Raw genomic sequence first — 21,039 nt, 5'->3', positions numbered from 1 at the left:
AAAGCAATGGACCTGAGTGAAGAGCTCGACCCGGCGGACGGCTACGACCCGGCGGACGGCAGCCACGTCGAGGACGGCGTGGTCGAACATCCCAACGCCGAGGACTTCGGACACGCCCGCGCACTTCCCGCGGACGCCACCTGGTTCCAGCGGGCGGTGTTCTACGAGGTCCTGGTCCGGGCGTTCTACGACTCCTCGTCGGACGGCTCGGGCGACCTGCGCGGCCTGATCGAACGGCTCGACTACCTTCAGTGGCTCGGCGTCGACTGCCTCTGGCTGCCGCCGTTCTACCAGTCGCCGCTGCGCGACGGCGGTTACGACATCAGCGACTTCTACCGCGTGCTGCCCGAGTTCGGCACGGTGGAGGACTTCGTCGCGCTGCTCGACGCCGCCCACAAGCGGGGCATCCGGGTCATCACCGACCTGGTCATGAACCACACCTCCGACCAGCACGCCTGGTTCCAGGAGTCGCGGCGGGACCCGGACGGGCCGTACGGCGACTTCTACGTGTGGAGCGATACGTCCGACAAATATCAGGACGCCCGGGTGATCTTCGTCGACACCGAGGAGTCGAACTGGACGTTCGACCCGGTGCGGCGGCAGTTCTTCTGGCACCGGTTCTTCTCGCACCAGCCCGACCTCAACTACGACAACCCGGCCGTGCAGGAGGCGATGCTCGACGTCCTGCGCTTCTGGCTCGACCTCGGCATCGACGGTTTCCGGCTCGACGCGGTGCCTTACCTCTACGAGCGGGAGGGCACCAACGGGGAGAACCTTCCCGAGACGCACGCCTTCCTCAAGCACTGCCGCAAGGTGATCGACGACGAGTTCCCGGGCCGGGTGCTGCTCGCCGAGGCCAACCAGTGGCCGGCCGACGTGGTCGAGTACTTCGGCGACCCGCGGTCGGGCGGCGACGAGTGCCACATGGCGTTCCACTTCCCGCTCATGCCGCGCATCTTCATGGCCGTCCGCCGGGAATCGCGTTTCCCGATCTCGGAGATCCTGGCCCAGACGCCGGCCATCCCGGACAACTGCCAGTGGGGCATCTTCCTGCGGAACCACGACGAGCTGACGCTCGAGATGGTGACCGACGAGGAACGCGACTACATGTACGGGGAGTACGCGAAGGACCCGCGGATGAAGGCGAACGTCGGTATCCGCCGGCGTCTCGCCCCGCTGCTGGAGAACGACCGTAACCAGATGGAGCTGTTCACGGCGCTGCTGCTGTCCCTGCCCGGCTCGCCCGTCCTCTACTACGGCGACGAGATCGGCATGGGCGACAACATCTGGCTGGGTGACCGCGACGGCGTACGCACCCCGATGCAGTGGACGCCCGACCGCAACGCCGGCTTCTCCACGGCCAACCCCGGCCGGCTCTACCTACCGGCCAACCAGGACCCGGTGTACGGCTATCAGGCGGTGAACGTCGAGGCCCAGCGCGACAGTGCGACGTCCCTGCTCAACTGGACCCGGACGATGCTGGCCGTGCGCCGCCGCCACGACGCGTTCGCCGTCGGCACGTTCCGCGAGCTCGGCGGGTCGAACCCGTCGGTGCTGGCGTTCCTGCGCGAGAACGGCGACGACGTCGTGCTGTGCGTGAACAACCTGTCGCGCTTCCCGCAACCGATCGAGCTCAACCTGCAGCACTGGAACGGGTACACGCCCGTGGAGTTGACCGGCCACGTGAACTTCCCGCGGATCGGCCAGTTGCCCTATCTGCTCACGCTCCCGGGGCACGGCTTCTACTGGTTCCAGTTGTGCCGGTCCGAGGAGAAGCAATGACGCTGCCCTTCGCCGAGTGGCTGCCGCAACAACGCTGGTACGCCGGTAAGGCCCGCACCCTGTCGGCGGTCAGCGAGGCGTCGTCGACCAAACTCGGCGACAACCTCGACCTGATCCTCGTCGACGTCGCGTACACCGACGGCGGTTCCGAGCGTTACCAGGTGATCGTCGCGTGGGACAACCGGCCGCTCGCCGAGTTCCACAACGTCGCCACCATCGGCACGGTCGAGGGTCGCACCGGTTATGACGCGCTCTACGACCCGGGCGCGGCTCGCTACCTGCTGAGCCTGGTCGCCGACGGCAACTCGATCGACGACGTGGTCTTCACGCCGGAGCCGGGCGCCACTTTCCCGGGTGACGACTCGTGGCCGCGGGTCTTCGACGCCGAGCAGAGCAACACCAGCGTGATCTTCGGCGAGGAGGCGATCCTCAAGATCTTCCGCCGGGTCTCGGTCGGCATCAACCCCGACGTGGAGCTCAACCAGGCGCTCGGCCGGCGTGGCAACCGGCACGTGGCGCGACTGCTCGGCGCGTTCGGTACGACCGAGAACGGCGAGCCGTGCCCGCTCGGCATGGTGACCGCGTTCGCGGCCAACTCGGCCGAGGGCTGGGCCATGGCCACCGCGTCGGCCCGTGACCTGTTCGCCGACGCCGAGATGGCCGCCGACGAGGTCGGCGGTGACTTCCAGGGCGAGTCCTACCGCCTGGGTGAGGCGGTCGCGTCGGTGCACGCCGACCTGGCCGCCGAGCTGGGCTCGGGGCCCGCCCCGTTCCCGCTCGAGGCGATGCTGACCCGGATGCGCGAGGCGGCCGGGTCGGTCGCCGAGCTCCAGCCGTTCCTGCCGACCGTCGAGGAGCAGTTCCGCGCCCTCGACGGCCTGGAGATCACGGTCCAGCGGGTGCACGGCGACCTGCACCTCGGTCAGGTGCTGCGCACGCCCGGCGAATGGCTGCTCATCGACTTCGAGGGGGAGCCCGGCGTGCCGCTCGACCAGCGGCGCCTGCCGGACTCGCCGCTGCGCGACATCGCCGGGGTGCTGCGCAGCTACGAGTACGCGGCCTATCAGCTGCTCGTCGACTCGAACGACGACGAGCATCTGGCGGCGCGGGCCCGCGAGTGGGTGGACCGCAACCGGGCCGCCTTCTGCGACGGCTACGCGAACGCGGCGGGCTTCGACCCGCGCACGCAGAGTGCACTGCTCGCGGCGTACGAGTTGGACAAAGCGGTCTACGAGGCCGCGTACGAAGCAAGACACCGGCCCGGGTGGCTGCGGATCCCGTTGCGGTCCGTCGCCCGCCTGGTCGGCCGAACCTCTTACTAAGGAGTCCCCGTCGTGATCGGCCATCCCGCCTCCTCGCTCGTCGCCGACCAGCGCGCCATGAACGGCGTGGTGGCCGGCGACACGCACGACCCGCACGCCGTCCTCGGCGCGCACCCGTCCGGCGACCACACGGTGATCCGCACGCTGCGCAAGGGCGCCGAGAAAGTCCAGCTGATCTTCGGCGGTGAGCGGGCCGAGATGACGAAGGTGCACGACAGCGGCGTCTTCGCGGTCGAGGTCCCGGGCACGGTGCTCGACTACCGCCTCGACGTGGACGGCACCGAGTTCGACGACCCGTACCGTCATCTGCCCACCCTCGGCGAGCTCGACCTGCACCTGATCGGTGAGGGCCGGCACGAGAAGCTGTGGCGCGTGCTGGGCGCGCAGCCCCGCGACACCGGGGTGGCGTTCGCGGTGTGGGCGCCGAGCGCCCAGGGCGTCCAGGTGATCGGTGACTTCTCCGGCTGGGGTCCCTTCGACGGCTGGCCGATGCGCTCGCTCGGCGGCAGCGGGGTCTGGGAGATCTTCGTCCCCGACGCCCGCTCCGGCTCGAAGTACAAGTTCAAGGTCCTCGGGCGGGACGGGGTCTGGCGCGAGCACGCCGACCCACTGGCCCAGCACACCGAGGTACCGCCGGCGACCGCCTCGGTGGTCTTCGAATCCAAGTACGACTGGCAGGACGCCGACTGGATGCGCGCCCGCGCCCAGAAGCAGTGGCACCAGGAGCCGATGAGTGCGTACGAGGTGCACCTCGGCTCGTGGCGCCCCGGCCTGTCCTACGTGGAGCTGGCCTCGCAGCTGGTCGACTACGTGGTCGAGACGGGCTTCACCCACGTCGAGCTGATGCCGGTCATGGAGCACCCGTTCGGCGGTTCGTGGGGCTACCAGGTGACCGGCTACTTCGCCCCCACCTCCCGCTTCGGCAACCCCGACGAGTTCCGCTACCTGGTCGACAAGCTGCACCAGGCCGGCATCGGCGTCATCCTCGACTGGGTGCCCGCCCACTTCCCCAAGGACGAGTGGGCGCTCGCCCGGTTCGACGGCACCCCGCTCTACGAGCACGGCGACTGGCGTCGCGGCGAACACCCCGACTGGGGTACCTACGTGTTCGACTTCGGCCGCAAGGAGGTCCGCAACTTCCTGGTCGCCAACGCGCTCTACTGGTGCGAGGAGTTCCACGCCGACGGCCTGCGGGTCGACGCCGTCGCCTCGATGCTCTACCTCGACTACTCCCGCAAGGAGGGCGAGTGGACGCCGAACCAGTACGGCGGCCGGGAGAACCTCGACGCGATCAGCTTCCTGCAGGAGATGAACGCCACCGTCTACAAGAACAACCCGGGCGTGGTCACCATCGCCGAGGAGTCGACGGCGTGGCCGGGCGTCACCCGCCCCACCCACCTGGGCGGCCTCGGGTTCGGCTTCAAGTGGAACATGGGCTGGATGAACGACACCTTGTCCTACATGGAGAAGGAGCCGATCTACCGCAGTTGGCACCACCACCAGATGACGTTCGCGACCGTCTACGCGTGGAGCGAGAACTACGTCCTGCCGATCAGCCACGACGAGGTCGTGCACGGCAAGGGCTCGCTGGTCGGCAAGATGCCCGGCGACCAGTGGCAGAAGCTCGCCAACACCCGTGCTCTGCTCGGCTTCATGTGGGCCTTCACCGGCAAGCAGCTGCTGTTCATGGGCAGCGAGATGGGCGACATGCGGGAGTGGTCCGAGGAGCGCGGCCTCGACTGGGGCCTGCTCCAGGACCCGGCGTTCGGCGGCGTCAAGGCCCTGGTCACGGACCTCAACCGGGTCTATCGCGAGACCCCCGCGCTCTGGACCCAGGACACCAGCCCGTCCGGTTTCCGGTGGATCACCAGCGAGGACTCGCAGCACAACACGTTCTCGTTCGTCCGGTTCGCGCCCAACGGCGACCCGATGGCCTGCGTCGTCAACTTCGCCGCGGTGCCGCACGACGACTACCGCATCGGCCTGCCCCGCGCCGGCCGCTGGCGTGAGGTGCTGAACAGCGACAGCGAGCTGTACGGCGGCTCCGGCGTGGGCAACCTGGGCGAGGTGACGGCCGAGGAGGTCCCGTGGCACGGCTTCAACGCCTCGGTCTCCCTTCGGGTCCCCCCGCTGGGCACCGTCTGGCTCCGCTACGAGGCCTGAGGCCCACCTGACCCGCGCTGACCAGGGTTCGCCGACCCGGACCCGGTCAGCGCGGCGTCATCGGGTGACGAGCAGCAGCAATCCGTAGCCGCCGGCGGCGACGGCCAGGCCGAGGACGGCGAAGGCCGGGATGGCTCGGGTCATCAGTCGCAGGTCGTCCTCCCGCGCGGTGATCAGGTCCGCCCAGCGGCCGGGGGTCACGAGGCCGCGGCGCAGCGAACCGCCCGACGCGCGGCCGATCGCGAAGACCCGCCGGCCGCGGGGCAGCCGCACCTCCAGCAGGGTCAGCTGATCGCCGTAGGCACAGCTTCGCTCGATCGCCGGCGTCACCCAGAACGGTGGTGGCGCTCCGTCGCGCCGCCGCTCCCACTCCTCGGTGGTGGCGAGGCAGGCCGACGGGGCGTGCTCGGTGCGGCTCTCGCCCCGCCGGTCGGTGAGCAGGCCCGGGTCGATGGTCACCCGGCCCGACGGGTCGGCCAGGACCGGCCAGGCGGGCGACCGGCCGGCGTCGATGCGTACGTCGGAGCGGTTGTCGCTGTTGTTCATCCGGACGATGGTCATCTCGTACCAGGCGCAGTCCGCGCGGCTGAGCGGCCCGACCTGCGGCCCGGCCGTTCCGTGCTCGGTGACGGCCTCGGTGGAGACGACCCCGCCCCGCCAGGACCCGATGGGTGTCGGCACGGCCCGGCGCAGCTTGCGGGCCCACCGCAGGTTGCCGACGCTGATCAGCGCGAAGATGCCGGTGACGGCCACCATGCAGACGCCGGCGAGCAGGACGAGTGCGGCGACGACGGCCATGCGCTCAAGTTAGCCGTCGCCGTCCACATCAGACCGGCTCCCGGGTGAGGTATTCGCTGCCCAGCAGGCCGTAGATCAGGTCGTCGGTCCACTCGCCCTTGATGAAGGTCTGCTGCCGCAGCCGGCCCTCCCGGGTGAAGCCGAGACGCTCCAGCAGGGCCGCCGACGACGCGTTGCGGGCGTCGCACTCCCCCGTCACCTTGTGCAGACCCTGAAGGCGGAACAGCCGATCGAGTACGCCGCGGACGGCCTCCGTCGCGTACCCCTGCTTCTGATGTTCCGTCGCCAGGGTGAAGCCGATCTCGGCCTGCCGCAGGTTGTCGTGCAGGCGCACCCCGACGTCGCCGAGCAGGCGGCGGTCGGCGAGGCGCTCGATCGCCCACTGGAACCAGCCCGGCGCATCCGGGTCCGACTCCATGAAGTTGACCACCGCGGTCTCGGCCTTGAGCAGCGGGAACGGCGCGTCCCACGACTGGTAGCGGGCCACCTCGGGCTCGGATCGGTAGGCCGCCAGGATCGGCGCGTCGGCCGGCCGGAAACGCCGGAGGATCAGCCGCTCCGTGGTGATGAACATCAGCCGAGGATACGTTCGAGGTGCTGACGCATCAGGCCGCGGACGAGTGCGGCCCGGTCGCCGATCTCCGCCTCGGACAACGACACCGGCTCCCCGGCGCGCCGGCGGCGGATCTGGTCGGCCAGCGACGACGGTACGCCGAGGGCCGGCAGCCGCTCGATCGCCTCCCGCTTGGTGATGAGCCGGCCGGTGGCGATCGTCTCGTCGGCCCGCGCCACGGTGGTCAGGCCCAGGTCGACGTGCAGGTCGGTACGCCACACCCGGGCGTGCCGGACCGCGCCGGCCCAGTAACCGCGAAGCTCTCCGCGAACGGCGTCGGCCAGTTCCGGGCGGCTGACCGGCGGCACCAGTTCAGCCGTCGGCGGGCCGTAGACCGGCACGCCGAACTGGTGCAGCTCGGCGCGGGCGATCCCGCTGAGCGGGCGCTTGAACATCCGTTGGTGCGCCCAGTTCACATGCGAGGACGAGACGTCGGCCAACTGGTCGGCGGGGACGTAGGCGCAGTGCAGCTTTGCCGGCCCGGTCGCCCGATGAAGATCACGCAACCGTGCTCGCCGATAGCGCGTCAACGGCGCCGACAGGATCGCGACCAGGTCGAGGTCGCTGATGCCGGGCCGGTAGTCTCCCGAACCGATAGAGCCACCGGCGTAGAACCCGACAACCCGGGCCAGGTCCTTGACCGCCGACGCAAAGCCGGGCACGACCGGAACGACGGACAGGCGATCATCCATGGGTGACAGCATGACGGTTCGGCGCCAACGGCGCGGCCGATCTACGCCGGGCGGTCTTCGCCCGATAGAGTGACGGCTCCGAGTCCGGGGGGCGGATCTGATGGCTGGGGCGCGTTCGGAGCCTTTGCGCCCGCACGACCCGACGACGCTGGGCGACTACGAGATCGTCGGTCGCCTCGGCGAGGGCGGCATGGGCACGGTCTACCTTGCCCGTACGCCGGCCGGGGCGCAGGTCGCGGTCAAGGTGGTGCGCGTCGACCTGGCCGACGACGACGAGTTCCGCCGCCGGTTCCGCGGCGAGGTGGCCCGCGCCCGGCAGGTGCCCCCGTTCTGCACGGCCGAGGTGCTCGACGCCGACCCGGACGCCGAGCGGCCCTACCTGGTCGTCGAATACGTGGACGGCCCGACCCTGGCGCACGTCGTCGAGGATCGCGGCCCGCTCACCGCGGCCAACCTGCACAGTGTCGCGATCGGGGTGGCGACCGCGCTGACCGCGATCCACGGGGCCGGCGTGATCCACCGCGATCTGAAGCCGCGCAACGTGCTGCTCGCGCCCGGCTCCCCCAAGGTGATCGACTTCGGGATCGCCCAGCACGTCGAGTCGACCACCGGGCACACCGACACGTCGCAGATGGTCGGCACGGTGGCGTACATGTCGCCCGAGCGTTTCGGTGACGCGGACGCCCCGCTCACCCCGGCCGCGGACGTGTTCGCCTGGGGCGGCGTGGTGGCGTACGCCGGAACCGGCCGCACCCCGTTCGCGGCGGATTCGCCGCCGGCCACCGCGGCCCGCATCCTGACCCAGCCGCCCGACCTCACCGGTCTGCCCGACTCGTTGCGGGACCTGGTCGGCCGCGCCCTCGACAAGGACCCGGCGAAGCGGCCGAGCGCCCGCGAACTGCTCGACATGCTGATCTCCGGCCCGTCCCGACCGGCGGCCGCGGCCCTCGCCGACCAGCCCGACCTGCGGGCGGCGGCCGAGGAGGCGCAGGCCGTCACGGGGGTACGAGCGACCGCCTCGCTCGTCGGCTACACCGAGGACTCGATTGTCACCGTACCGATCGACGACATGCCGCCGATCGTGCCGGGACCGCCCCCGCCCGAGCCGCGCGGCCGCTGGTTCCTGCCGGTGGCGGTGGCCGCGCTCATCCTGGCGGTGGTCGCCGGCGCGACGATGCTGGTGCTCAACTCCTCGGACGGCGAACGGGCGGTGGCCCAGTCCCTGACCACCCCGGCCACGGAGAACCTGGTCATCGAGGACCCGTTGAGCGGGCCGCGGCTCTGGGAAGCCAAGTCGCTGCCGGCCGAGGGGGCGTCCTGCTCGTTCCACGGCGGCCTGATCGCCCATCGCGACACCAAGGGCGTCTACCGTTGCTCCGGCCCCGGCGACGACGTGCCCACCGACATGCGCGTCGAGGTCGGCGTGCGCCTGCTCACCAAGGACAGCTGCGCCGGCGTGTGGTTCCGGTTCGCGCCCTTCCACGGCTACCTGTTGCGGGTCTGCGAGAAGAACATCTACTTGGGTACGCACAAGGATCAAGCCGTCACCACGACCCGCACGTTCCCGCTCGACAAGCCGATCGCCGTCAACGGCAGGCCGACCACGATCGACGTCAACGCGGTCGGAAGCCAGGCCACGATCTTCCGCGACGGCGTGAGCGTCGGCACCGTCCCGCTCACCGACCCGCTGATCACCAGCGGCAAAGTGGTGCTCGGCGTCTACACCGAGCGCGGCGCCACCGAGAACGGCCCCTACGAGGCCGCGTTCACCGACGTGAAAGTCTGGGGACTCAGCGGCAACTGAGCCCCCGGACGCCCGGCCTCAGTCCTTGATCAGACCAGCCCGCCGCAGCGCGGCCGCCATCTCGTCGTTGACCGGCCCCGACTGCGGCCGCGGCCCGCCACCCGGCTGCCCGCCCGGACGCGGGCCGCCCTGACGCTGCCCACCCTGGCGCTGCCCGCCGCCACCCTGCCGATCTCCGTCCTGGCGCTGCCCGCCGCCACCCTGCCGGGGCCCGCCGCCACCTTGGCGCTGCCCGCCGCCGTCGCGGCGCTGGCCACCATCGGGACGCGACTGACCGCCGCCTTGGCCCGCCCGACCGCCACCCTGCCCGGCCTGACCGCCGCCTTGGCGCTGCCCGCCGCCGCCCTGCCCGCCCTGTCCGGCCTGACCGGCCTGGCCACCGCCCGGCCGCGACTGACCGCTGCCGGCGCCCTGGCGCGGTTGACGCTGCTGGCCGGGGCCGCCCTCCTCGCGGGGGCGGCGCTGGGCGGGCTCGTCGGTCAGTCGCATGGTCAGCGAGATCCGTTTGCGGACCTCGTCCACCTCGACGACCCGAACTTTCACGACATCGCCGGATTTGACGACCTCGCGGGGATCCTTCACGAAGGTGTTCGAGAGCGCCGACACGTGCACGAGACCGTCCTGGTGCACGCCGATGTCGACGAACGCACCGAACGCGGCCACGTTCGTCACCACGCCCTCGAGGATCATCCCCGGCTTCAGGTGCCCGATCTTCTCGACGCCCTCGGCGAACGTCGCGGTGGTGAACCCGGGACGCGGGTCGCGACCCGGCTTCTCCAACTCGCGAAGGATGTCGGTGACGGTCGGCAGGCCGACCGTGTCGGTCACGAAGTCGGTCGGCCGCAGCGCCCGCAGCAGCGGACTGTTGCCGATCACCTTCTTGATGTCGTTGCTGGTGGCGGCCAGGATCGTGCGGACCACCGGGTACGACTCGGGGTGCACGCTCGACGAGTCGAGCGGGTTGTCGCCGTCCGGGATGCGCAGGAAGCCGGCACACTGCTCGAACGCCTTGGGCCCGAGCCGCGCGACCTTCTTGATGTCGTCGCGGGTGCGGAACGGCCCGTTGGCGTCCCGGTGCAGCACGATGTTCTCGGCCAGGCCCGCCCCGATGCCGGAGACCCGGGTGAGCAGCGGCGCCGACGCGGTGTTGACGTCCACGCCGACCGCGTTCACACAGTCCTCGACCACCGCGTCGAGCGATTTGGACAGCTTCGACTCGGCGAGGTCGTGCTGGTACTGCCCGACCCCGATGGAGCGCGGGTCGATCTTCACGAGTTCGGCCAGCGGATCCTGCAGGCGCCGGGCGATCGACACCGCACCGCGCAGCGACACGTCCATGCCGGGAAGTTCCTGAGCGGCGTACGCCGAGGCCGAGTAGACCGACGCGCCCGCCTCGGACACCATCACCTTCGTCAGGTTCGCCTCGGGATGCCTCTTGATCAGCTCGCCGGCGAGCTTGTCGGTCTCGCGCGAGGCGGTGCCGTTGCCGATCGCGATCAGGTCGACGTCGTGCTTCGAGGCGAGCGCGGCGAGCCGGTGGATCGACTCGTCCCACTTGTTCTGCGGGACGTGCGGATAAATCGTGTCGGTGGCGACCACCTTGCCGGTCGCGTCGACGACGGCCACCTTGACCCCGGTGCGGAAACCCGGGTCGAGGCCCATCGTGGAGCGGGTGCCGGCCGGCGCGGCCAGCAGCAGGTCGCGCAGGTTGGCGGCGAAGACGCGGACCGCCTCGTCCTCGGCCGCCTGCCACAGCCGCACCCGCAGGTCGGCGCCGAGGTGGATCAGGATGCGGGTGCGCCAGGCCCAGCGGACCGTGTCGACCAGCCACTTGTCACCGGGCCGCCGCTGGTCGACGATCCCGTTGCGGAAGGCGATCCGGCCCTCGAAGTAGCCCTCGTCCTCCTCCGGGTGCGGTTCCATGGTGAGGTCGAGGACGTCCTCCTTCTCGCCGCGGAACATCGCCAGGATGCGGTGCGAGGGCAGCTTCGCGTACGGCTCGGCGAAGTCGAAGTAGTCGGCGAACTTGGCGCCGTCGGTCTGCTTGCCGTCGCGCACCTTGGCCACCAGCCGGCCCCGGGTCCACATCTGCTCACGCAGGTCACCGATGAGGTCGGCGTCCTCGGCGAACCGCTCGATCAGGATGGCCCGCGCCCCGTCGAGGGCCGCGGTCACGTCGGCGACGCCCTTGTCGGCGTCGACGAACGGCTCGGCCGAGACCTTCGGGTCGAGGGTCGGGTCCCCCAGCAGCGCGTCGGCCAACGGCTCCAGGCCGGCCTCACGGGCGATCTGCGCCCGGGTGCGCCGCTTCGGCTTGTACGGCAGGTAGATGTCCTCGAGCCGCGCCTTGGAGTCGGCGGCGAGGATCGACTGCTCCAACTCGTCGGTCAGTTTGCCCTGCGTGCGGATGGACTCCAGCACCGCCGCCCGGCGCTCCTCCAACTCCCGGAGATAACCGAGCCGCTCCTCGAGCGTACGCAGCTGGGTGTCGTCGAGAGTGCCGGTCACCTCCTTGCGGTAGCGGGCGATGAACGGCACGGTGGCACCGCCGTCGAGCAGCTCGACGGCCGCGGTCACCTGCTCTTCGCGGACCCCGAGCTCGGAGGCAATGCGCTGATGGATGGCTGTCGTCACGCCGACGATTGTGACCGAGCCGCCGACCGGTTGTCGCGCCACCCCACACGATGATCACCCGACAGCGCCCACAGAACCGCCTCGGTGCGCGACGACGCACCGGTCTTACGCAGCAGATTCGAGACGTGGACGGTCACCGTCCGGACCGAGATACCGAGAACTCGCGCTATCTGTTTGTTCGGCATTCCCTCGGCCAGCAGCCCGAGCACCTCACGCTCGCGAGCGGTCAGCTCGACCGGCTGCGGCTGCCGGGCAAGCAACGTGCCCTCGATCGCGATCAGCTCGCTGAGCTGGTGCGGATTGCCGCCGGTACGCCGCCAGACCGCCTCGGCCATCTCCGGCGACGCGGCCTCCACCCCGTACACGTGCCGCAGGACCTCGCCGACCTCGGCCGGAAGCAACCCGCTGAGATGGCGCCGCACCGCGCCGGGTTGCCCGGTCAGGCGGGCCAGGGTGCGGGTGGTGAGCGGCTCCTCGGCGGGCTGGCTGGTGACCAGGAGAAGCGCCGGAAGGTCCGTCGTGGCGAGCTCGGCGATCAGGTTGTGCGACGCCGGGTCGAGCGCATGAAGATCTTCCACGACGAGTACGGCCGGGGCCGCGGCCACCAGCGCACGAACGGCCGTCACCGCGATCCGCAGCAGCGCCTCGGGAGTGTACCGCTCCCGGGGGACGTCCGGGTCCTGCTTGAGCCAGCTCAACGCGTCGGCGGGAACGTCGATCCCGGTCGTGTCGCGCCGGGTCAGCACCGAGGCGAGCCAGTCGTAGGGCGCCGGCGAATGCACCCGGGCCGTCCCGGCCAGCACCGTCCGTGGCGGGTTCCCGGCCCGCAGGAACGACGCGACAAGGGTGCTTTTCCCTGTTCCGGGGGCTCCCGTGACGACCGCCGTGATCGGGCCGCCACCGGACCGCACCCGGGACCACGCCCGGCGCAGCTCGTCGAGCGCCGGCGCCCGGCCCACCATCGGCACCGCCATCATCACCCCACCCTACGTACCGGAGTCACTGAACGCTCCGCCGAGGCGGGCGGTATCCTTGTGGCCGCCGGGGAGTGTGCGTTCATCGGGACGCACTACGTAGGACGTACTAGAGACTTCTCATTAGCGGTTTGGCAGTCTTGGAACATGACGCTTGTTGTCCGGGCGGTCGCCGCCACCGATCAGGGCCTGGTCCGGTCCAACAACGAGGACGCCGTCTTCGTGGGCAGTCGCCTCTTCGTGGTCGCGGACGGCATGGGTGGCCTGCCCGCCGGCGAGCTGGCCAGTGAGATCCTCGTGCAGGCGCTCGGCGTGGTCGACGAGTTGCCCGACACCGGCGAGCCGCTGCAGGACCTGATCGCCGCGCTGGAGACGGCCAACGAGCGCATCGAGGCCGCGGTCGCCGACGACGACGCCCGCGACGGCATGGGCACGACGGTGACGGCGCTCCTGCTGTCCGGTGAGCGGATGGCCGCGCTCAACGTCGGCGACTCCCGCTGCTATCTCGTCCGCGACGGTGAGCTGACCCAGATCACCAAGGACGACACCTACGTCCAGGCGCTCGTCGACCAGGGTGTGCTGACCCCCGACGACGCCCGCCGCCACCCGCAGCGGGCCCTGGTCACCCAGGCGGTGCAGGGCGGCCCGTTCCGCCCGGCCGGCCGGATGGTCCCGGTCCATCCCGGCGACCGTTTCCTGCTCTGCAGCGACGGCCTCTCCGACTACGTGGAAGACGCCGTGATCCAGCAGACGCTGCTGGCCAACGCCGACCGCAAGACCGCCGCGGCCGAGCTGGTCACCCGCACCCTGGAGAACGGTGCCCCGGACAACGTCACCGTGATCGTCGCCGACGTCACCGAGGCCTAGCCGCCCGCCCCGGTCGGGGTCGCCCGGCGCGGGCGAGACGGCTACCGTCGGTCACATGATCGGGGAGACGAAGGACGCCGGTTTCCAGATCGGGGTGGCCCGGACCATCCCGTTCCCGGCCGCCACGGTGTGGGAGTTCGTGGCCGGCGCCGAAGGCCAGGCTGTGTGGCTCGGCCCCGGCGCGGCGCTCACCGCCGCGAAAGGCGCGCCCTACCGCACCGAGAGCGGGATCAGCGGCGAGGTACGCAGCTTCCACGAGCACGACCGCATCCGGCTCACCTGGCGCCCGCCCGGCGGGGACCACGAGACCACGGTCCAGGTGACCGTGCGGCCCGTCGCCGGGGACCGCGCGACCTTACGGTTCCACCAGGAGCGTCTGTCCGGACCGGACGAACGGGCCGAGCAGCGCGCCCACTGGCAGGCCGTGCTCGAGTCGGTGACCGAGGCGCTCAGCCGGTCCGGCAAGCGCTCGTGAGCGCGTCGGCGGCGGCGCGCCACTCGGTGTCGCTGTCGTTCGCGGAGGCGCCCATCGTGGCCGCCCGCTTGCGGATCAGGTCGTTGTCCGACTTGCTGGAGTTCGCCGTGACCCGGTCGGCCAGCGTCAGACGCGCCGCCTTGGCCTTCGCCTTCGGATAGCCGGCGGCGAAGTCCGAGCACGCCTGACGGGCGTGGGCGTCGATGCCTTCGGGGCCGCTGTCGACCTTGCGGCCCCGGCTGACCAGCAGGGCGAGGACGGCGATCGCGGCCACCGCGATGATGGTGATCTGGCGCTTGGTCAGCTTGAGCTTCACACCGGCAATCTATCCTGCCCCGGACAAACCAGGGCGTTCACTCATCCCGCCCCGCCGCGCGTCCGGCACCGTCCCCGCCGGACTCAGGTCAGCTCCATGAACTCCCGCAGAGCGTCCTCGACGGAGTCGAGCGTGCCGGGCGCGAGATAGCCGTGGTTCTCGGTGAGCGAACCCCGGTCGAGGATCTGCACCAGACCCGGAATGCTCACCGACGCCCCCGGCAGCGGATCGTCGCTGCACATGTGCACGCCGAACGGGGTCGACTGCGGCAGCCCCGGCACGATCACCAGCGCCCACACCGGGACCTCGGGCAGCGCGTTGTACTCGTCGTTGCTGATCACCAGAACCGGATGCCGCTCGGCACCGCGCACCCACGTCCACACCTGCCCGCGCCTCACCACCGCGCACCCCGCAGCGCCACGTTGTTGCTGTCCTCGACCTGCTTGTCGACGCCCACCCGACGCACGAAATCGGCATAGGCACGGGCCGCGGCACGCTGCCGGGCCCGGCGCACCTCCGGCAGCACCCGCCGCACCGCTTCGGTGACCGCCGCCGACGGATCACCGCATTGCTGCAGGTACGCCGCCACGTCGTCGGGCACGGTGATGCTGAGCTTGACGGTCATACCGCATTCATACCGGACGCGCCCACGCCCGCCGCGTCCGCCGGTGAGTCTGCTCGCCGATTGCCGCCCCCCTACCGCGAGCATGACCGGCGTACCGTCGATTCATGAGCATCCGATGGTGGTCGATCGAGGTACGCGACGGCGTGCTCTCGGCAATGCGGTGGAAGGACGGTTACGGCGAGGCCTTGCTGGAGGCCGCCGTGACCAACGGTGCGAAGCGCTGGGAATGGACGATCATGCCCGGCGGCGTGGTCCTCGAGATCGCCTTCCGCGAAACCGACGAGTGGGACCGTTTCCGAGCCCTCCCGGTGGTGCGGGCCGCCCTGGACGCGACCCCCGACCCGGCCACCGGCCTCTACGTCTACGAGGGCCGTGGCGGCAGTGGCGCAAAGCCCTCGAAGCGCCCGAAGCCCCGCCCCACCGGCACCGGCGCCGCCGCGATTCCCCTGCCCACGCCCGACCTCGCGGTCGCCCGCCTGGCCGCCCCCCGGCCCCCCGCCGAACCGATCCACGGCCTGCCCGAACGAGTAGCCGCCTGACCCCGGCCACCACCTTCGCCGCGCCTCCCCGGCCCCCCACCACCCTCTCCGCCCTCGACTCACCCGCGGGCGGCGGCACGCTCGCCGGCGGGCGAGTTCGCCCGACGCCGACGTCCGCGCCCCGAACACTCGACGCCGGCTGCTCCAAGATCGACACCGGCGTCCGCGAGGACGAGCATTTGTCCCTGCGACGAGCGCCCAGCAGACGGGCGTCGCGGCAGCGGTCGGCGACCCCGATTTCAGGGAAGATGGCCCCTCCGCCGCCTTCGGAGGCCCCTCTTTCCGTGCACCAGGGTTGCCCGGCCGGGCGTTGTACCCGGCGGTCCAGGTGCCGAGCTCAGGCCGGCCAAAACTCAGGGATGGCTCAGGGGCTCCTCCCGATGCACCCGAGGTGTCCCGGGCGGCACGCTTGGGTGGTCCGCAAGAACCGCTGAAGGGAAGCGAGAGACCCATGAACTCGGTGCACGACTCGATGAGCCGGCAGGGCCTGGTGCGGCCGACGGAAGGGCGCATGATCGGGGGCGTCGTCGCCGGGCTGGCCAAGCGTTTCGGTCTCGACCCGTGGCTGGCCCGCCTGCTGTTCGTGGTGGTGCTGCTGGCCATTCCGGGGAGCCAGATCCTGATCTACCCGGTCCTCTGGATCCTGATGCCGGCGGAGAAGCCCGCCTACGTCACCGCATACCCGCCCGCCGTGTGAGCTCGGGCTCCGCACGGAGCGGTGATGTGGGCCGGCTGCCGCCGGTTCGGTCCCTGCCCCACTCGGACCGCCCGGCGGCAGCGCCCGGCCCGCCCGCCGCCACAACCGGGAACGGGACCACAGCCGGGAACGGGACCACAGCCGGGGACGGGACCACAGCCGGGGACGGGACCACACGAGGAGCAGGAGCACGAGGGCGACCAGGGCCAGCGCTGGGGGCACGGGGCCGGTGGTGTCGATCCAACCGGCCAGCCGCTGCTGCAGCTCGCCGGCGAAGGCCACGATCGGGTCGCTGCCGGCCAGCCGCAGGTTCTGGGTCAGCCGCAGTTCGTACCATCCGTAGTAGGCGACGTAGAGGCCGCTGAGCACGAGGATCGCCCCGCCGACGCGCGGCACCAGGCCGAGCAACCGGCGGGCCCGGGTGATCACCGAGGAGCGGAGCAGGGCCACGGCGACGGCCGTCAGGCCGACGACGAGGCCCATGCCGGCGGCGTAGGCGAGGAAGAGTCCCAGGCCGGCGAGCAGTGTCGAGGCGTGCAGGCTGGTTGCGACCAGGGCGAGGAACGGGCCGACCGCGCAGCCCAGCGAGGCGATCGCGTACGCCATTCCGAAGACGACCATCGACCAGGTCGATCCGGTGAGCACGGGAGCGCGTACGCCGAAGCTCGGAAGCGAACGACCGAGCGTGAGCCAGACGCCCAGCCCGGCCAGCACCAGGCCGAGGACGACGGTCAACCAGGGGAGCCTGGGCAGCAACTCGCCGGCGATCGGCGTCAGCACGAGCCCGAAGGCGCCGAAGACCAGGACGTACCCGCAGGTCAGAGCGAGGGTGCAGCGCAGTGCCCGGGCCACCGCCCGGCGCGGCGAAGCCGAGTCGGAGACGAGCAGAACCGAGAGGTACGCGGGGAGCAGCGCGAAGCCGCAGGGGTTGACCGCGCCCAGCATGCCGGCGGCGAGGGCGAGCAGCACCTCAGGCCACCAGGGTCTTGACCTCGTCGGTCAGCTGCAGGTCGTCGAGGTAACCGGTCTTGACTACCCTGCCCTGCTTGTCGAGGAAGACATACCAGCTCTGTTGCGTGATCCTGAAGCGTTTCCAGATGGTGCCGGCCTGGTCGTCGAGGTGCGTGACGTGGCCGACCTCGAGGTCCGAGACGAACTCGTGCATCGCTTTGTTCTCGCCCATTCCGGCGATGCCGAGGATGCCGATCCGGTCCTTGTACTCGTCGGCGAGGTCGCTGATGCTCTGCGCCTCGCTCGCGCAGGTGGCGCACCAGGGCGCCCAGAACCACAGGATGGCGGGCTTGCCGGCGAGCGTCGCGGCGTCGAAGGAGGCGCCGTCCAGGGTCTTGCCGGTGAACTTCAACGTGGCCGGGACGACCTGGTTCGCCGGGCCGGCGCTCGACGACAGCGCCGGGGTGATCGGCACGGACGCCGGGGGCGCCGCCGCGGGTGCGGAACACCCGGCGGCGACACCGAGCGCGACCAGCGCCAGGCCGAGCTTTCTCAATGCGCCGCCTTCGCGTCGTCGAGGCGCAGCGCCAGAGCCGGGCAGACGTTGACGGCCTTGCGGGCACCGCTTTCCAGCCACGGCGGCAGCGGGGTCTGCGGGAAGGCCGGGAAGCCGTTCGAATCGAGCCGGATGATCTCCGGGGCGACCGCCGAGCACAGGCCGTGCCCGTCACAGCGCGACCAGTCGAGGGCGAGCTTGCGGGCCCCGGTCTCGGCCGTGTACGGCAGCGGCAGGATGCCCTTGACGGACTTGCCGCAGCCCTCGCCGTTGGTGTGCGCGTCGACGTCCTTCGCGAACACCTCCAGTGCGGAGAGCGCGAACCGGGACGTACCGTCCGGGTGGCTGCAGGCACCCCGGCCCTTCACCACACCGGCGGCCTGGCGCACGTTGTCGACCGCGTTGCCGCCCAGCGACACCAGGGTGACCGCGCGGGCGAGGTCGGGCAGGCCCAGCCGGCAAGGGCCGCACTGGCCCGCCGACTCACCGGCCAGGTATTGCACGACCTGGGAGACCTCGCCGAGCGGGCAGGTCTTCGAGCCGATCGGGATGAGCATGCCGGCGCCGAGCGTGCCGCCGACCTTGGCGAACCCCTTCCGGGAGATCGTGACGTCGTTCGCGGCCTCAGCGGTGATCCACTTGCCGTGGTAACCACCGACCAGCAGGCCGGGTCCGATGTCGGCGCCGCACATGTTCAGCACGTCGATGAGCGGGGTGCCGCTGGGGGCCTCGACGACGGCCGGGCTGCTGGAGGCGCCGCCCACGGTCAGCATGACGGTGCCCGGCTCCTCGGGGATGCCGACCGCGTTGTATTCCCACGGCCCCAGCCGGGCCGCGATCGCCAGCTGTGAGTACGTCTCGGCGTTGGACAGCAGGGTCGGCAGACCCATCACGCCGTTGTCGCTGGAGCGCACCTTGCGGCCGGGCGGGATGTGCGCCTCGCCGTTGATACCGCGGACCAGTGCGCCACCCTCACCGGAGATGAACCGGTGCGGCACCGTGACGATCCGGGTCGGGCACGGCATGCGCCGCTCGGCCAGGGCCGCGGTGATCGAGCTCATGCCGATGCCGTCGTCGGCGATGCCGATGACGATCTCCTCGGCGTCGAGCGCGGCGGCGGCCAGGGCGGCGCCGTCGAGGATCAGGTGCGGGCCCCGGGTGAGGATCGCCTTGTCCTTCCAGGACGGCGGTTCACCCTCGGTGCCGTTCACCACGATCACCGGCGGCAGGTCCTGCCGCCGGCACGAGTCGAGCACCGCGCGGACCTTGCGGGCGAACGGGAAACCCGCGCCGCCGCGTCCGCGCAGCTCGATGCGGTCGGCCAGACCGATCAGCTCACCCGACGACAGCGCCGCGAACCCGCCGTGGACGTCCTGGTGGGCCGTGAGATCGAGCCGGCCGTACTCGTCGAAGCCCGCGGTGATCCGCGGTACGCCGATCGAGGTGACCGGCGGAACCTGGGCGGTACTCAATTCGCTTCCCCTCGTAGCTGCGACCAGTACTGGTCGTCAGCGACGTCGTCACTCAACCGGTCGCGACCGTTGCGACGGGCCCCCCGGCCCGCCTGGCCCCGGCTGGTTTCCAGGTCGGCCCGGCGGGCGCGCCGCGAGGCCATGTCGACGAGCGTCGGTGTCTCGTCCGCGAGCGGATAGTTCGGGTCGCCGTCCCCGAGGCCGACGAACCCACTGCGGCTGTGCCGCCCCGAGTCGGCGCGGTCGATGTCTGCGCCCCGGTCGCGCCGGGCCCGAGGCGCATCCTCTGCTTCGAAGTCGCTGTAGCGCGGCTCGTAGCGGCTGCTCCGGCGGGCCGGCGGCTCCTCGTCGTAGCGGGACCGCGGCCGCGGCATGTCCTCGAACTCCGGCTCGGCGCGACGCCGGCGCGGGGCCGGGGCCTCGTCGTACTCGGGCTGGTCCAGTGGCCGGCGGCGGGAGCGCGGCGCCATCTCCTCGTCGTCGTCGGCGTAGCGGCGGCCCCGGGGGGCCTCGTCGAAGCCGTCCATCTGCACCCGGCGCATGCGGGTCGAGGTGTCGTCCATCTCGGCGCGACGCATCCCACCGGACATGTCGTCCAGGTCGTGCCGGCGCATCCCGCCCGACGGCTCGTCCATCTCGATCCGGCGCATCCCGGCGGACGTGTCGTCCATCTCGATCCGGCGCATCCCGGCGGACGTGTCGTCCATCTCGATCCGGCGCATTCCGCCGGTGGTGTCGTTGCGGCGGCGGCCGCGCGGGGCCAGCTCGTCGAACTCGATCTCGTCGTCCATCGGCGCGCGGCGCTGCCGGGGCGCGACCAGGTCCTCGTCGGCGAAGCGGCGACCCCGGTCGATCTCCTGCGGCGCCAGGTCCGGCACCGGCGGGGCCATCTGCACCGGCGGACCGGCGGCCGGGCGGAAGGCGTCGACCACCGCGGCCGGGGCGAGCTCCGGCTCGGGGGCCTTCTCCCGGCCGCGCCGGGGCGCCTTCAGGGTGGGCGAGGAGGTGGGCACCATCTGGCTGACCCCGCCACCGGCGCCGACACCGGCGGGCGAGGCGAAGTCCTTGCGGCGGTTCAGGCTGACCGAGAGGCGTACGGCCAGGCCGATCAGCACCAGCAACACGCAGATGACGTAGCTGACGGTGACCCAGGTCTTCGCGGCGCGACCGGCACCGAGGCCGTGCAGCAGGGCGATCGGCCACATCAGGTACGGGATCGAGTGGATCGCGCGCCACATCCAGGGACGGCCCCGGCCGATGAACCGGGCGCGGGCGACGCCGGTCCAGATGACCAGGATCAGGATGTAGGCGGACAGCTGACCGAAGAAGATGTAGAGCGTGTTGCCCTGGGCGAGACCCGGGATGAAGACGTCGATGATCCGGATGTGCCCCTCGGCGGCCTTCGTCCAGAGGTGGAAGACCAGCGCGACCACGGCCAGCACGCCGGTGGTCCGGTGGATCGACTGCAGGAAGACCCGCTGCCGGATCGACAGCACCAAGCGGTCCGTGGAGACCAGCCCGACCATGATCGTGATCGAGATCGACACCAGGACGAGCACGCCCATGTAGTACTCGAGGTACATGAAGATGTACACGTAGACGACGCGTCCGGCCGAGGTCATCATCGCCAGCGCCCACAGCGCGGCGAGCACGCTCGCGCCGAGCATCGCGATGGTGCCTTTTCCTACCGTCCTAGTCCCGGTAGCTCCGACATCGACGGCCACACGATTGGCGGATCGCTGGTTGTTTCCTGTCCGGG

At 71.1% G+C, this 21,039-nt stretch carries 19 protein-coding genes; 8 read left to right on the top strand and 11 right to left on the bottom strand.

Annotation, left to right across the window (positions count from 1 at the left end):
- Positions 1-6: 6 nt before the first annotated feature.
- The 3 genes from treS to glgB are packed head-to-tail and all read left to right on the top strand — an operon-like array spanning position 7 to position 5,267.
- A complete protein-coding gene (gene treS, locus Afe05nite_RS14715) occupies positions 7-1,782 on the top strand; it encodes a maltose alpha-D-glucosyltransferase (protein WP_203817627.1) in 1,776 nt (591 codons plus the stop codon).
- Positions 1,779-3,104 (top strand): maltokinase N-terminal cap-like domain-containing protein, encoded by a 1,326-nt coding sequence (locus tag Afe05nite_RS14710; protein WP_203817626.1) that lies wholly within the window; start codon positions 1,779-1,781, stop codon positions 3,102-3,104. Before treS ends, Afe05nite_RS14710 begins: the two co-directional genes overlap by 4 nt.
- A gap of 57 nt (positions 3,105-3,161) precedes the next feature.
- Complete coding sequence (glgB, locus tag Afe05nite_RS14705; protein WP_203817690.1) at positions 3,162-5,267, top strand: 1,4-alpha-glucan branching protein GlgB; 2,106 nt, start codon at positions 3,162-3,164, stop codon at positions 5,265-5,267.
- A gap of 57 nt (positions 5,268-5,324) precedes the next feature.
- On the opposite strand, the gene Afe05nite_RS14700 is transcribed toward glgB, so the two are convergent.
- The 3 genes from Afe05nite_RS14700 to Afe05nite_RS14690 are packed head-to-tail and all read right to left on the bottom strand — an operon-like array spanning position 5,325 to position 7,370.
- Complete coding sequence (locus Afe05nite_RS14700; protein WP_203817625.1) at positions 5,325-6,065, bottom strand: hypothetical protein; 741 nt, start codon at positions 6,063-6,065, stop codon at positions 5,325-5,327.
- A gap of 28 nt (positions 6,066-6,093) precedes the next feature.
- A complete protein-coding gene (locus Afe05nite_RS14695) occupies positions 6,094-6,639 on the bottom strand; it encodes a GNAT family N-acetyltransferase (RefSeq protein ID WP_203817624.1) in 546 nt (181 codons plus the stop codon).
- Positions 6,639-7,370 carry a nucleotidyltransferase domain-containing protein gene (locus Afe05nite_RS14690; RefSeq protein ID WP_203817623.1) on the bottom strand — a complete coding sequence of 244 codons (732 nt, stop codon included), beginning with the start codon at positions 7,368-7,370 and terminating at the stop codon, positions 6,639-6,641. Before Afe05nite_RS14690 ends, Afe05nite_RS14695 begins: the two co-directional genes overlap by 1 nt.
- Positions 7,371-7,470: 100 nt before the next feature.
- On the opposite strand from Afe05nite_RS14690, the gene Afe05nite_RS14685 reads away from it, so the two are divergent.
- Positions 7,471-9,174: a serine/threonine protein kinase gene (locus tag Afe05nite_RS14685; RefSeq protein WP_203817622.1), complete on the top strand. Its 1,704-nt coding sequence runs from the start codon at positions 7,471-7,473 to the stop codon at positions 9,172-9,174.
- Positions 9,175-9,192: 18 nt separating this feature from the next.
- Here Afe05nite_RS14685 and Afe05nite_RS14680 read toward each other — a convergent pair whose 3' ends face one another.
- Positions 9,193-11,808 carry a Tex family protein gene (locus tag Afe05nite_RS14680; protein ID WP_203817621.1) on the bottom strand — a complete coding sequence of 872 codons (2,616 nt, stop codon included), beginning with the start codon at positions 11,806-11,808 and terminating at the stop codon, positions 9,193-9,195.
- Positions 11,805-12,785 carry a helix-turn-helix transcriptional regulator gene (locus Afe05nite_RS14675; protein ID WP_203817620.1) on the bottom strand — a complete coding sequence of 327 codons (981 nt, stop codon included), beginning with the start codon at positions 12,783-12,785 and terminating at the stop codon, positions 11,805-11,807. The genes Afe05nite_RS14680 and Afe05nite_RS14675 overlap by 4 nt, the downstream gene beginning before the upstream one ends.
- A 144-nt stretch (positions 12,786-12,929) precedes the next feature.
- On the opposite strand from Afe05nite_RS14675, the gene Afe05nite_RS14670 reads away from it, so the two are divergent.
- Complete coding sequence (locus tag Afe05nite_RS14670) at positions 12,930-13,649, top strand: PP2C family protein-serine/threonine phosphatase (protein ID WP_203817619.1); 720 nt, start codon at positions 12,930-12,932, stop codon at positions 13,647-13,649.
- 55 nt (positions 13,650-13,704) lie between these two features.
- Entirely contained in the window at positions 13,705-14,124 is a 420-nt protein-coding gene (locus Afe05nite_RS14665) for an SRPBCC family protein (protein WP_203817618.1), read from the top strand.
- Here Afe05nite_RS14665 and Afe05nite_RS14660 read toward each other — a convergent pair.
- The 3 genes from Afe05nite_RS14660 to Afe05nite_RS14650 all read right to left on the bottom strand — a co-directional run bounded on the left by Afe05nite_RS14660 (position 14,099) and on the right by Afe05nite_RS14650 (position 15,065).
- Positions 14,099-14,440, bottom strand: coding sequence for a hypothetical protein (locus Afe05nite_RS14660; RefSeq protein WP_203817617.1), 342 nt, complete (start codon positions 14,438-14,440; stop codon positions 14,099-14,101). The two genes, Afe05nite_RS14665 and Afe05nite_RS14660, sit on opposite strands and share 26 nt — an antisense overlap.
- Positions 14,441-14,523: 83 nt before the next feature.
- Positions 14,524-14,838: a type II toxin-antitoxin system PemK/MazF family toxin gene (locus Afe05nite_RS14655; RefSeq protein WP_203817616.1), complete on the bottom strand. Its 315-nt coding sequence runs from the start codon at positions 14,836-14,838 to the stop codon at positions 14,524-14,526.
- Positions 14,835-15,065: a hypothetical protein gene (locus tag Afe05nite_RS14650; protein WP_203817615.1), complete on the bottom strand. Its 231-nt coding sequence runs from the start codon at positions 15,063-15,065 to the stop codon at positions 14,835-14,837. The genes Afe05nite_RS14655 and Afe05nite_RS14650 overlap by 4 nt, the downstream gene beginning before the upstream one ends.
- 104 nt (positions 15,066-15,169) lie before the next feature.
- Here Afe05nite_RS14650 and Afe05nite_RS14645 point away from each other — a divergent pair, with 104 nt between their 5' ends.
- Both Afe05nite_RS14645 and Afe05nite_RS14640 read left to right on the top strand, forming a co-directional pair.
- The gene (locus Afe05nite_RS14645) at positions 15,170-15,604 is read left to right on the top strand and encodes a hypothetical protein (protein ID WP_239117819.1); all 435 of its coding nucleotides are present in this window, start codon (positions 15,170-15,172) and stop codon (positions 15,602-15,604) included.
- Positions 15,605-16,055: 451 nt separating this feature from the next.
- Positions 16,056-16,301, top strand: coding sequence for a PspC domain-containing protein (locus tag Afe05nite_RS14640; RefSeq protein ID WP_203817688.1), 246 nt, complete (start codon positions 16,056-16,058; stop codon positions 16,299-16,301).
- A 970-nt stretch (positions 16,302-17,271) separates the two neighbouring features.
- Here the strand turns inward: Afe05nite_RS14640 and Afe05nite_RS14630 are convergent.
- The 3 genes from Afe05nite_RS14630 to Afe05nite_RS14620 are packed head-to-tail and all read right to left on the bottom strand — an operon-like array spanning position 17,272 to position 20,947.
- A complete protein-coding gene (locus Afe05nite_RS14630) occupies positions 17,272-17,808 on the bottom strand; it encodes a redoxin domain-containing protein (protein ID WP_239117818.1) in 537 nt (178 codons plus the stop codon).
- On the bottom strand, positions 17,805-19,280 hold the full coding sequence (locus Afe05nite_RS14625; RefSeq protein ID WP_203817614.1) for an NADH-quinone oxidoreductase subunit NuoF family protein: 1,476 nt from the start codon (positions 19,278-19,280) through the stop codon (positions 17,805-17,807). The genes Afe05nite_RS14630 and Afe05nite_RS14625 overlap by 4 nt, the downstream gene beginning before the upstream one ends.
- The gene (locus tag Afe05nite_RS14620) at positions 19,277-20,947 is read right to left on the bottom strand and encodes a translation initiation factor III (protein ID WP_239117817.1); all 1,671 of its coding nucleotides are present in this window, start codon (positions 20,945-20,947) and stop codon (positions 19,277-19,279) included. Before Afe05nite_RS14620 ends, Afe05nite_RS14625 begins: the two co-directional genes overlap by 4 nt.
- Positions 20,948-21,039 lie beyond the last annotated feature (92 nt).

The sequence above is a fragment of the Paractinoplanes ferrugineus genome (genome assembly GCF_016862195.1).
Taxonomy (GTDB): Bacteria; Actinomycetota; Actinomycetes; order Mycobacteriales; family Micromonosporaceae; genus Actinoplanes; species Actinoplanes ferrugineus.
The sequence above is the reverse complement of the archived record's forward strand: the minus strand, read 5'-3'. Positions and strand labels throughout refer to the sequence as shown.